Source organism: Sphingobium sp. AS12, from assembly GCF_019097845.1.
Classification (GTDB): Bacteria; Pseudomonadota; Alphaproteobacteria; order Sphingomonadales; family Sphingomonadaceae; genus Sphingobium.
Genome location: NZ_JAHRGM010000056.1, coordinates 275,222 through 286,037, shown reverse-complemented (window position 1 = coordinate 286,037; position 10,816 = coordinate 275,222). Strand labels below are relative to the sequence as shown.

Sequence of the window (10,816 nt, the reverse complement as noted above, 5' to 3'; positions counted from 1 at the left end):
AGAAGCGATGTGAGGTGAGCCGAGTTGTCGCCCAACGACGCAACCGGCGCTCGACCCGTATGTCGAGCTTCGAGATACCTGACAGGAAAATCCTGCGGGCGGCTGCCAGATTCCAGCCCGCATTGGTACTATGCCGTGAGAGCAGGACTCAATCAAGCTCCCGGTATTTTTGTCCTATCAGTACGTTCCATCTCTACCTCGGGTGTTCGACACAGCGCGAGAAAATGTCTGGCTTCACCAGCAAGATCCAGTCGTACGCGGACATGAAATTTATCCTGCATCACCGGTCGGTTCCGGAACGAGTGAATAGCTCGTACTGCGACCACCGGCGGAGTCTTTCGCGAGGATACCGCGTCGGAGCAAATCGTTGATGTCGCGCAAGGCCGTGTCCGACGAGGCTTTCGTAATGGTCGCCCATTTGGCATTGGTGAGCTTGCCTTCAAAGCCGTCCAGCAGCCGGTTGATGACCTTGCGTTGACGGTCGTTCAGCGGCTGCCCCTGAACTGCTTCCCAGAACCGGGCTTTGCGCATCACATTGGCGAGAATGAACTCAGCACCATGAAAAGCGCGATCGAGACAATCAATGAACCACAACAGCCAAGGCGTGATGTCCAAACTGCCCTTCTGTGTCGATTCCAGCATGTCGTAATAAGCTTTACGCTCGATACGGATCTGCGCGGACATGCTGTAGAAGCGTTGCGGGGTTCCCTCCGCACGTGCAAGAGCAAGATCAGCGATGGCGCGTGCGATGCGCCCGTTTCCGTCATCAAAAGGATGGATGGTGACAAACCACAGATGCGCAATCCCGGCTTTCAGAACGGGATCAGGCGTAGCTGTTTCGAACCAGTCGAGAAAGCGCGTCATTTCCGCGTCCAGACGCGCCGATATCGGCGCCTCATAGTGAATGCGCTCGCGGCCGATAGGGCCCGAGACCACCTGCATTGCGCCACCTTCGGCGGTGCGCCATGATCCGACGGTGATGCGGCTCATGCCGCTGCGCCCCGTTGGGAACAGTGCCGCGTGCCAGTTAAACAGCCGTTCCGCAGTCAGCGACTGCGTATAGTTTTGAGTAGCATCAAGCATCATTTCCACGACGCCTTCAACGCTTCGATCAGTCTCGACCAGGCCAGAGATGTCCATGCCGAGGCGGCGGGCAATGGATGAACGCACCTGTTGCCTGTCCAGCACCTCGCCTTCAATCTCGCTTGATTTGAGGACATCTTCGGTCAAGGTTTGCAACACGGCCTCCTTGCGTAAGGAGAAACCGAGTGCTTCCATGTGGCCGATCAACCGTCCTTGACGATGGCGCACGGCAGCGAGTGGCTGAGCAAGCGTCTCGGCGCTCCAGCGCAAATCCGGCCAGCCTGGCAGTTCGTGGATATATGTCATAATCACCGTGCCTTTGGCGGTGATTATAGAAGGCATTCACTGCAAAGAGCAAGAACATTCGCCGCATAGCATGCGGTGAATATGACCAGTAACCGCCGCATTCCAAGATGGGAACAAAGGTCGGCCTGTGGGTGAATAGCTCATCAGAAGCATGAATACTGAATAGGCATGCGCGTTGCCAATCGATTTACATTGCTATTTATAGGGAGGCTGTTTTGAATTTTCTGATTTTTCCGCGTCGAGTTTCAAGTTTTTAATGTGTTCCGAACAGACCTCATGCACAATGGAGCCGAGGATTTCTATTTTTCCAATGAGCCATTCAAGCTCTTCGGATGAAATATCAAAATGCCTTGAATACTTGCCTTTGCGATACCCGTCCTTCAGTTTCTGGAACATGGCGCGATCGGCATGGATCGCGCGAGGCCAGGCGTCAAATAGCCGTCTATCAAGCCCTTCTGCCATGCCCCTGAGAAACACGACATTCGTGCTGCGAGGAACATAGAATGTGAGCGTTGCTAAAACGCATTTATATAGTTTCTCAGTCGTCTGGTGAAAATCAAAAGCGGCATCGCTGAACCGATTATTGGCAAGGCTAATTTTGGCCAGTTCAAACCGCCACATTGCCCCAGGAAATAAATCCTCGAAATATTCCTTCGCCATAATATACGCCTGTTCAGGCGTCTTGGGTTTGGGGTTTGCGAGCGGCCGATCGTCGGACTGGTATAGGATCAAGCCATCCTTGGCGATCTCGGTAAATAACGGCCGTCCGTGGGATAGGCCGTCATTCACCTGTTGCAGAGTATGCACGATGAAGTTCACCGGCGTGCGGATGATTTTCTCAACCTGATGCGCGTCGAACAGGCGTTGCTCCGTTTCTTCCCAATAAAGAGCGCCGTCCGTCAATTCCTTCTGGTTGACGATGACCAGGATATCGTAATCCGATGTGAACTGGTTCGCGTCGAAGGGAGCATCGACCCAATCACCCCTGGCATAGGATCCAAACAGGATGACCTTGAGAATCCGGGAAGACTTGCGCCGGCCTTTCGCTTCCTGCGTCGCCTCACGAAAGCCTTGAAACAGCATTTCCACAACGCGGTCGAGTTCGCGCTGCTTGGCGGCGGGCAGATGATTGAGGTCAGTACGCATCAGTTCATTCTCTCATTCCCGCTTTTCACCGTCTTACAAGCCGCTCATCGCAACAGTTCAACGACCACGCCGATGTTTAGCGCTTTCCATGCCCGATCGGCGCTTACAGCAGTAGCGTTTCGACACAGCGCTAGTGCCAGACAGGACCGGCCGCCAAGAGACAGACCGAGGTCGCGCGTTTCGGAACGCAGCTTTCCACCAACGTCAGCCTGATCACGATCGGCGGGCACAACGTCGATATCAAGTTCGGCCAGCATCATCTGAGCTTCAGCGGCATCTACGCCGCGATCGATGAGCTTTGCCAGCACTTCATGGTAGTTCACCACCGACACCAGCGCACCAGTCAATCGCATTTCCACTCGGTCCGCTCCCGGTTCGCCAAACAGGAGGCACAGAAGAGCCGAGGCATCCAGAACAAAAACGGCCTTTGCATCGACATCAGTCACGTACCGCCTCGGCCCGTCGCTCAGCAATTAACTCCTCCGAAACAAGCCCCTCTTTGGGCGCAAAGGCACGTAAACGCTCCTGTACTCGTCGAAGTGCGGAGCGGGCAGGACGAATACGCACTTCGTCGCCATTGACCTCGAAAAGGACGGTATCGCCGTTCTGCAGGCCGAGCGAACGGCGGATATCGGCAGGAAGGGCTATGCGCCCTCCCGCAATAACCTTGCCGCGCAAGATGGTCATGTCACCAAAATCCTGAATGGTACCAACATGCTGATCGTACCTCATCTCCACGATCGGCATCAAGCTGCCAGATTTTCCAGACGCGCCGATTTCCGAACTCAGGCTGAGGCATTGCCCGATCAGCAAATCGATTGCGCCTTCCAGAGCCTGCTTCGTGGGATGGGAGAGCCTGAGATCGTTGCATCGGCCGTCCATGGAATCGTCCTCGCGCACAACGGCCCCCCATTGCTCCAGGCGGGCGGAACGACGATGCGCGGTCGATGATGCATGTTCAGGCGAAAAGCAGGCAGGGTATATTCTTTCGCCGTCGATCCCCGCGATATAAATTTCGAGCAGATATGCCAGATAAGGGTTCGACGACAGCTTCATCCCCAATGTCCTGTCGAGGATAGCCGCCATCTTCAGAAAGGCCCGACACGCCGTCACCCGGCACGCCGACGGCCAAGCGTCTTCGCCTCGGTTACCCATCGAAGTCATCGATGCAGGGAGCACGAACCGCCTCTGGGGCCGTGCTCGAGATGCCAGCGGGACCCCCGCTCATCCAAGCGATACCAGGAAGGTGGTTCGCGCCGATCATAGATAACCAGCTTTCCGAAAACTCGTCGTACCATTGCGGGCCACGACCAGATGATCATGGACGACGACGTCGAGACATTTTGCTGCCTTTGCGATCCTTTCTGTCAACTCTCGATCTGACCTTGATGGCCTCGGGCAGCCGGATGGATGATTATGGACCAGCAAAATCGCCGTCGCTTCGAGATCGAGGCAGCGCTTGAGGATTTCGCGCGGCCATGAGTGCACGGCTGAGACTGTTCCCACGCCCAGCACCTCGTCCGCAATCAACTCATTGTTTGCGTTGAGGAACAAGACCCGTAGCTGCTCGATCGGTTCATAGGCCATACGGCCGCGCAGATAATCCAGCACATGCTCATCGCTGGACAATATGGGCCGCTGCATGAGTCGCCCCCTGAGCATCTGGGTCATCGCCCGCCTGAAGCAGCGGAAGGTTTGTTCGATCTCGAGCGAATCCTCCAATAATTCGATCCGCTCTGCCGAACGCGCCGATACTGCGTCGCCGAGTGACCCAAAGCGTGCGAAGAGACGCTCAGAGAATTCTTGGGCGCGCGCGGGAGAGGTAAGGCTGATCAGCTCTTCCAGGGCGCGTCGGCACCCAGGCGCTTCAGTCGCCTCCGGTGCCGCCATGTCGCGATCACGAGTGCCAGTTGAGCAAACCAGCCCCATAACGCCAGACCGTGCATATAGGCTCGGGGAACAACTTCGGGCGCAATCGCGAGCGCAACATGGACGACAACTTCCGCGCCCAGTATCGCTGCGATCCAGATCGGCCAAAAACGGGTGCTTTGAATTGAAAGCCATAGGAAAATGCCCAGTATCGATATGTCGATCACGAGAATGCCGGCTTCGACATTCTGAAAGCGGGTACCGAGCGGGGAAGCGACAAGAACCGTCAGGCTTGCGCCTAGTAAAAGGGTGACCGCACCGATCTTTTCGGGTTGGTCACCCCTTCGGAAGGCAAAGGCGCTGCTCAACAGCAGAAATGCCAGGAACAGGACTTGTCTCGTCATGGGCTGAGGGAACAATAAATGTAACGGTTCGTCAATTTCCCTCGGCACATGCCTCACACCGCACGAAGATGTTGTCCCTCAGGCCGGTGTTCCGCCGATGCCACCTTGAGTAGGTCGCCATAGCTGGTCTCCGGTAACCCGATCGCATCACTCGCCTGCTTGAGATTGGCATGGGTCGTGACGATCTTTTCGCGCGTCTCGGCAACGAGCAACATCGCCGAAGCCGAGCTTTGAATAGCATTCTGGCCGATCATGGCCGAGAGGCGAGCATCCAGCCGTGCAAGTGGTAGCGCCACATTTAGTTCGGCAATACGGGCAGCTGCGATATCGATGGCCTCTTCGGCGGCGAACAGCCGTTCGGCTACATGTTTGGCGATGGATTGGCGTTGAGCGCGCATGGTTTCTCCTTCCCGCTCCGCTCGGAGCAGGTCACGTAGATGGATTTTCTGGATTGCTGCTCTATTTCTTCACGAGGCCGTTGAGCGCCAACAGCAAGGAAAACCCGGCGCCTACGGCAAAGAGCATCAATGTGGTGAGGATCGCGAAAACGATCAGTATGTAAGGTCCACTCAGCTCATTACGTTGCCTCCCGGCTACGCGGTACGGTACAATATCGAGCAAGGAAAAGCGTGGGTCGCGAACGCCATAGGGCTTTTGTTCATTCGCGAAAAAATCCTCCGCTTCTCCTTGCGTCGCCTGGTCGTCCGCCTGGGTTTCGGTGGGACCAGTTGGCATGGGATTCGGGTTATCGGGAATAACCATTGATTGGGGGGGTATATTTTGCCCCCCCTTGCGGGCTTCCCATGACACGAAAAGTTGTGCCGCTTTCCACTTCGACACATTGCCCAGCTGCCTGCGGATTTCCAGGATGTGATTGTTGACCGTGTTGGGTGAGATACCCAAAGCACGTCCGATCTCTTTCGAGGAGCTGCCTTTAGCGGCCTCTCGCAGGCAATCGCCCTTTCGAGGGCTCAGCCGCTCGAATATCTCCGAATAGTCGTCCTCGTTCAAGGGCGGTTCCCCCTTCGCCGATTTACGGCGATCGCAAGCTGCGTCCTCTCCCTCCTCTTCAATCAATCTCCTGGCAGCCTCCGAGCGCCTCCATTCTGTTTCAAGTAAAAACCTTTCTAAAACATAGCTGCGCGGCGTCCCGTTTGACAGGATATTTCGCAAACCAATCGAGCAATGGCTCCGACGGTCCTCGCGGCGTCCAATGGATGGATATCGGTTCCATCGCCCGAGCCGCAAAGGGGTGACGAACGCGGGCGCTCGAGAATCCCTTTAAGATGCGACGACGACGAAGAGCACGACGCCCGGACCACATGGCTTGGGAAAGGAGGGGGTGGGACGGGGCAGGTAGTATCCGGCAGGAATGAACCACCATGCACAATTCCAAGATAGTTTCGCTACTTCAAGATCTCAAAGCCCATCTGTTCGGCGGGACTTGGTCCTGGTCTCGCGGCAAAGCCGCGCCGCTTCTTCGTCGTCTTACGGCCGTTGCCGATCGACTGGGCGATGCCGGCCATCCAGCAATTGCAGTCGCCAGGGCCAGGCTGGAAGGTGCGCCCGTGCTGCGCATCGACGCCGACGAAACCCGTGTCGAGGAGACCCCTCATGGCGTGTGGGTCAGGGGATGGATTTGGGTCGAGCAGCACGCCTTGGACTCCAGCGATGCGAAGCAAGAGGCGAAGTTGCGCACCGCCCTTGCGGAGCTGCCGCAACAAAGACGCGTCATCTATCTCGCCCATTGCGTCGAGGGCCTCACCTATGCGGCAATAGCCGCCAGACTCGATCTCGACGTTGCTGAGGTCCAGCGCGAGTTGGCGGCGGCGCTTCTGGCACTGTCGCTGGCTCTCGATGAGACATGAAAAAAAAGGGCTCAGCGGCTGAGCGTGCGACGATGGAAGGTCTCCAACTCGAGTTCCAGGGCGCAAACCTGTGCCGCCAGCTGGGAGGAACATGGCGAAATGACCGCGGCCTGTGTCTGTGTCCGGCTCATGATGACCATAATCCCAGCCTGTCGATCCGTGTGGGCCGCGAGACATTGCTGTTCAAATGCTTTGCGGGTTGCGACACCATAGACGTCCTGCGGGCGATCCGGCGCCTGCACCTTGCGCTTCCCGAGCGGCCGATCTCGGCTTCGCCATGCAAATTGTACATCGACTGGCCCAGGCCCGGGCCTAGCCTGCGGGTTTGGGAGGCATCCAAATCTATTATGGGCACTCCCGTGCAAGCTTATCTCGCCAGCCGTTTCCTCTCACCGCCCTGGCACGATCTGCGCTACAATGCGCGTACGCCGCTGGGACGTGGCCATGCAGTCGTATTCCGTCCGGCGATGATTGCAGCGATCCGCGAAAGGCGTCGGATCGTCGCTGTCCACCGAACCTTCCTCGATCCGACGACCGGCTTAAAGGCGGATGATCTGTCGGATCCGCGGTTGATGCTTGGACGGCCGGGTCGCGGGGCAGTGCAACTTGCCGCCGCGACCACAGTTCTTGGCCTCGCTGAAGGGGTCGAAACGGCGCTCGCCGCGATGCGCCTTCACCGCATTCCCGTCTGGGCGACACTCGGCGCCGAACGCGCCGCGCATGTCCTGCTGCCCAGCGGGCTGAAACGCCTCGTTCTGCTGTTCGACCGGGATGCGGCCGGATGGAAAGCCAATCGCCTCGCCCATCTCGCCTATAATCGACCAGGCCTTGAGATCGTCAGCCCTTGGCCGCCGGCACCCTGTAATGACTGGGCAGATGTGCTGGAAGCACGGGAACGCGTTGCCTGATATCCATGCAAGAGGGTGCTGCCCTGCCGGCGACAGCATTGGCAGCGCTTCGTTTAGCCGTTCAGGCGATCCTTCACCGCCTTGGCGGGCGTGAATGTCAGCTTCTTCGACGCCTTGATGGTGATGGTTTCCCCGGTCGCCGGATTGCGTCCGTCGCGCGCCGGCGTGTCCTTGACCTTGAACTTGCCAAAGCCGTTCAGCGAGATTTCCTCCCCTTTGGCTGCTGCGTCGGCGATGGCCCCAAATACCGCATCGACGAGCTTGCGCGCATCGGCCTTCGTCAATTCGTGCGCAGCCGTAAGTGCCTCGGCGAGTTCGGAATTGTTCATAAACTTCCTCCTTAAAATTACGAAGCTACGGTTCATAGCTTTGCGCCTGCCTGTCGTCACGAGCCAAAACGGAAACGAAAGGGAAAGGGGGATGAGTAAGGTGCGCGGTTCGATGCCCGGGCCGCTTCTGTGGAGCTTTGACGAATGACCACAACACCCATCCTTGTGCCCGCCGCCAATCTCGCCAAGTCGCCGGTCAATGTCCGCAAGCGGACCGATGCGCGCGCCGATGCCGAACTGGAAACCAGCATCGCCAGCCACGGCCTTGTACAGAACCTGGTCGCCATCCCCGTGGCGCGCAAAAAGGGGCATTATCGGGTTACCGCCGGCGGCCGCCGGCTCGACGCCATTCATCGGCTGATCGAGAAGGGAACGCTGCCAGCCGATCATCAAGTCCCGGTTCTCATCCTGTCCAACGCCAGGGATGGGCGCGAGATCAGCCTGGTTGAAAATTTCGATCGCCTGGCCATGTCCCCTGCTGAAGATTGCTTGGCCTTCCGCGACCTGATCGAAGTCGAGGGGCGCACCCCTGCAGATATCGCCAGGCGCTTCGGTATCGAGGAGCGGTTCGTGCTGGGGCGGCTCCGCCTCGCCAATCTCGCAGGTCCCATCTTCGCCGCGCTCGAAGCCGAAGAGATCACGCTCGATATTGCTAAGGCCTATGCGACGACCGCCGATACAGCTCGCCAGACAGCGGTCTGGGAGGCCGTGCGAGGGACCTGGTCGCGCGATAACGTCAACGAGATCCGGCGGCTGCTCAAAAATTACAGCTATCGCGCGGACGAGCCCAAGGCGCTGCTGATTGGGCGCGGTGCCTATATCGCCGCGGGCGGCCGCGTCGAGGACGCCGACCTCTTCTCTACCGCGGCCGACGAACGCTGGGTCGACACGCATATCCTCGATGAACTGGCGGACAGGAAACTGCTCGCCGAAGCCGAGGCCATCCGGACACGTGAAGGGCTGGGCGAGGTACGCGTCGTCGCTGGTCCCCGCATTCCGTATATGGAGACTTATGCCCTGCAACCTCTGACCGGCGCGCAGGAGCCGCTGACGCTCGAGCAGGAGGCCCGCAAGCTGGAGATCGAAGCGCAGATCGCCGAAATCGAAGGCGATCCGGACCAGGAGGGCAAAGAACCCGATGGCGAGGACGAGCAGCGACTGCGCGCCGAACTGACGACTATCGTCGACCGCGCCCCACGGTACGACGCTGAGCAGAAAGCGTCCGCACTTGCCTATGTCGTGCTCGCACCCGATGGCCGCCCGCAAATCCATCACCAGCTTTACGTCGCCCCTGCCGATGAAACGGTGGGCGAGGGTATGGCGGACGGCGGCGAGGGTGACACACAAGCGCAGGTGCAGGAGGGGGCGGTCACTGATGATACGCGACCGATGATCAGCCAGCGGCTTTACGATATGATGGCGATGATGAAGACCCAGTTGCTCGCGCTCCATGTCGCGAGCGATCCGGGTTTCGCGCTCGATCTCGGCACTTTCATCATGGCGGATGAGCAGTGCCGGATGCCGAGTTCCGGCATGCCGAGTGACCTGCACGCCTTAATCCCCTCGCCGCTCATCGTCGACTTCAAGCCGGAGACGGCTGCCACAGCCGAATGGGTCAGGCTGGATGAATCGCTCGATCGCAGCTGGGTTGGCCGTAACACCATCGAGGAGCGGTATGATGCTTTCTGCGCGCTCCCGGACGACGCGCGGGGAGTCTGGCTCGGCTGTGTGATCGCCCGCACGCTTTGCGCTGTTCCGGATGGCGGCGAGGGCGCGAGCTTTATCGATCATCTGGGTCACAAGCTCGGCATTGATGTCGCCGCCTGGTGGCGCCCGACTGCGCTCACCTTCTTCGACAAGCTGACCAAGCCGGGTATTCTCGCGTTATTCGAGGAGATCGGCGGCGATGAACTGCGCCTGCGCTATTCCGGATCGAAGAAGCATGATCTCGCCGCATCCGCCGAACGGCTCTTCGGCGGACACGTCATCATGGAACCGGAAGTTCAGCAACGCGCGCTTTCATGGCTTCCTGATGCGATGCGTTTCGACGCTGCGCCGCGCGATGTCGATCAGGACTTGCCGGATGTGACTGGAGCCCAGGAGCAGACCTATACGCCCGCCGACTCCGGAGGCGACGGCGAAGACGGATTCGCTAAGGCGGCCTGACCGCCCGCAGGGCCGGAGCCTGTCGTTTCGGCCCCGATCACAGCGCTCCGTTTCAGTTCAGGCCGCAGCATTTCTTATATTTGCGTCCAGATCCGCAAGGGCAGGGATCATTGCGGCCAATCTTCTGGCGCCCGATCGTTGCAGGTCGGCTCGGATCATTCTCCAACCGCCATTGGTGCAGCATGTCCACCCAGACAGGGATGAGGTCGGGCGCTTCCGCGTCCCAGCGATCCTCTTGCACGCGCGTGAGTTGCGTCGAGCCGTCGGCAAAAGCACGCAGCATCCGGAGGCCTTCGATCGCTGCCCGGCATCCGGGATCATCATCCGTCAATATGCGCTGCCAGCCAGCCGGAGCGATGTCCATCGCCTGTCCGAAACCCTCGACCCACATTTCCCACAGGGTCTCGTCGGATCGCGTATCGATTTCCAACACCGGTTCATACTCGCCCGGTCGAGCCAGCGATGTCAGGATCGCGTGATAGTGGTGCATCACCAGATCTATGAAATGCTGCATCCCGCCGACGTCGTCGAACCGGAGAACACCCTTGCCGTCGTCGCCGGCCCAGATGAGTTTCAGCCATTGCCCGGGACTGATCAGCTCGGGACTGACGATGATCCCGGCCAGGAATCCATCCAGTTGGGTCAACAGCATGCAATCCTCGCCCTGGTCGAGCAGCAGGCGATCGAGTTCATCGAGATAGTCGAGCGAGGAAGCCATGGCTTCTTCTAGCGCCCGG

Annotated in this window: 13 protein-coding genes; 3 read left to right on the top strand and 10 right to left on the bottom strand. The window is 58.8% G+C overall.

Going from position 1 to position 10,816, the window contains the following annotated elements; translation table 11 throughout:
• Nucleotides 1-270 precede the first annotated feature (270 nt).
• The 8 genes from KRZ98_RS19520 to KRZ98_RS19485 form a co-directional block, all read right to left on the bottom strand.
• Nucleotides 271-1,389, bottom strand: coding sequence for a Fic family protein (locus KRZ98_RS19520; RefSeq protein WP_066764221.1), 1,119 nt, complete (start codon nucleotides 1,387-1,389; stop codon nucleotides 271-273).
• Between the two features lie 195 nt (nucleotides 1,390-1,584).
• Nucleotides 1,585-2,535, bottom strand: a complete 951-nt coding sequence (locus KRZ98_RS19515; protein WP_066764223.1) for a nucleotidyltransferase domain-containing protein — start codon at nucleotides 2,533-2,535, stop codon at nucleotides 1,585-1,587.
• A gap of 44 nt (nucleotides 2,536-2,579) precedes the next feature.
• Complete coding sequence (locus KRZ98_RS19510; protein ID WP_253204234.1) at nucleotides 2,580-2,981, bottom strand: type II toxin-antitoxin system VapC family toxin; 402 nt, start codon at nucleotides 2,979-2,981, stop codon at nucleotides 2,580-2,582.
• The gene (locus KRZ98_RS19505) at nucleotides 2,974-3,591 is read right to left on the bottom strand and encodes an AbrB/MazE/SpoVT family DNA-binding domain-containing protein (RefSeq protein WP_197421477.1); all 618 of its coding nucleotides are present in this window, start codon (nucleotides 3,589-3,591) and stop codon (nucleotides 2,974-2,976) included. The genes KRZ98_RS19510 and KRZ98_RS19505 overlap by 8 nt, the downstream gene beginning before the upstream one ends.
• A 204-nt stretch (nucleotides 3,592-3,795) precedes the next feature.
• Nucleotides 3,796-4,425 (bottom strand): RadC family protein, encoded by a 630-nt coding sequence (locus KRZ98_RS19500; protein WP_197421478.1) that lies wholly within the window; start codon nucleotides 4,423-4,425, stop codon nucleotides 3,796-3,798.
• Complete coding sequence (locus tag KRZ98_RS19495) at nucleotides 4,368-4,772, bottom strand: hypothetical protein (RefSeq protein WP_231736482.1); 405 nt, start codon at nucleotides 4,770-4,772, stop codon at nucleotides 4,368-4,370. Before KRZ98_RS19495 ends, KRZ98_RS19500 begins: the two co-directional genes overlap by 58 nt.
• Before the next feature lie 89 nt (nucleotides 4,773-4,861).
• Nucleotides 4,862-5,206, bottom strand: a complete 345-nt coding sequence (locus KRZ98_RS19490; protein ID WP_066764229.1) for a hypothetical protein — start codon at nucleotides 5,204-5,206, stop codon at nucleotides 4,862-4,864.
• Nucleotides 5,207-5,267: 61 nt separating this feature from the next.
• On the bottom strand, nucleotides 5,268-5,819 hold the full coding sequence (locus KRZ98_RS19485; protein ID WP_197421479.1) for a helix-turn-helix transcriptional regulator: 552 nt from the start codon (nucleotides 5,817-5,819) through the stop codon (nucleotides 5,268-5,270).
• 371 nt (nucleotides 5,820-6,190) lie between these two features.
• Between KRZ98_RS19485 and KRZ98_RS19480 the strand changes: the two genes are divergently transcribed.
• Nucleotides 6,191-6,676, top strand: a complete 486-nt coding sequence (locus KRZ98_RS19480; protein ID WP_066764232.1) for a sigma factor-like helix-turn-helix DNA-binding protein — start codon at nucleotides 6,191-6,193, stop codon at nucleotides 6,674-6,676.
• A 359-nt stretch (nucleotides 6,677-7,035) separates the two neighbouring features.
• Nucleotides 7,036-7,584, top strand: a complete 549-nt coding sequence (locus tag KRZ98_RS24675; protein ID WP_231736484.1) for a toprim domain-containing protein — start codon at nucleotides 7,036-7,038, stop codon at nucleotides 7,582-7,584.
• 53 nt (nucleotides 7,585-7,637) lie between these two features.
• On the opposite strand, the gene KRZ98_RS19470 is transcribed toward KRZ98_RS24675, so the two are convergent.
• Nucleotides 7,638-7,913, bottom strand: coding sequence for an HU family DNA-binding protein (locus KRZ98_RS19470; RefSeq protein WP_066764236.1), 276 nt, complete (start codon nucleotides 7,911-7,913; stop codon nucleotides 7,638-7,640).
• Between the two features lie 165 nt (nucleotides 7,914-8,078).
• Here KRZ98_RS19470 and KRZ98_RS19465 point away from each other — a divergent pair, with 165 nt between their 5' ends.
• On the top strand, nucleotides 8,079-10,079 hold the full coding sequence (locus KRZ98_RS19465; RefSeq protein ID WP_254914503.1) for a ParB/RepB/Spo0J family partition protein: 2,001 nt from the start codon (nucleotides 8,079-8,081) through the stop codon (nucleotides 10,077-10,079).
• A 52-nt stretch (nucleotides 10,080-10,131) separates the two neighbouring features.
• Here the strand turns inward: KRZ98_RS19465 and KRZ98_RS19460 are convergent, their stop codons facing one another.
• Nucleotides 10,132-10,797 (bottom strand): UPF0149 family protein, encoded by a 666-nt coding sequence (locus tag KRZ98_RS19460; RefSeq protein ID WP_216313476.1) that lies wholly within the window; start codon nucleotides 10,795-10,797, stop codon nucleotides 10,132-10,134.
• Nucleotides 10,798-10,816 lie beyond the last annotated feature (19 nt).

Coding starts and splice junctions, on each gene's coding strand:
- KRZ98_RS19520 (WP_066764221.1), bottom strand. CDS start 1,389: ATGACATATATCCACGAACTGCCAGGCTGGCCGGATTTGCGCTGGAGC.
- KRZ98_RS19515 (WP_066764223.1), bottom strand. CDS start 2,535: ATGCGTACTGACCTCAATCATCTGCCCGCCGCCAAGCAGCGCGAACTC.
- KRZ98_RS19505 (WP_197421477.1), bottom strand. CDS start 3,591: ATGAAGCTGTCGTCGAACCCTTATCTGGCATATCTGCTCGAAATTTAT.
- KRZ98_RS19500 (WP_197421478.1), bottom strand. CDS start 4,425: ATGGCGGCACCGGAGGCGACTGAAGCGCCTGGGTGCCGACGCGCCCTG.
- KRZ98_RS19490 (WP_066764229.1), bottom strand. CDS start 5,206: ATGCGCGCTCAACGCCAATCCATCGCCAAACATGTAGCCGAACGGCTG.
- KRZ98_RS19480 (WP_066764232.1), top strand. CDS start 6,191: ATGCACAATTCCAAGATAGTTTCGCTACTTCAAGATCTCAAAGCCCAT.
- KRZ98_RS19470 (WP_066764236.1), bottom strand. CDS start 7,913: ATGAACAATTCCGAACTCGCCGAGGCACTTACGGCTGCGCACGAATTG.
- KRZ98_RS19460 (WP_216313476.1), bottom strand. CDS start 10,797: ATGGCTTCCTCGCTCGACTATCTCGATGAACTCGATCGCCTGCTGCTC.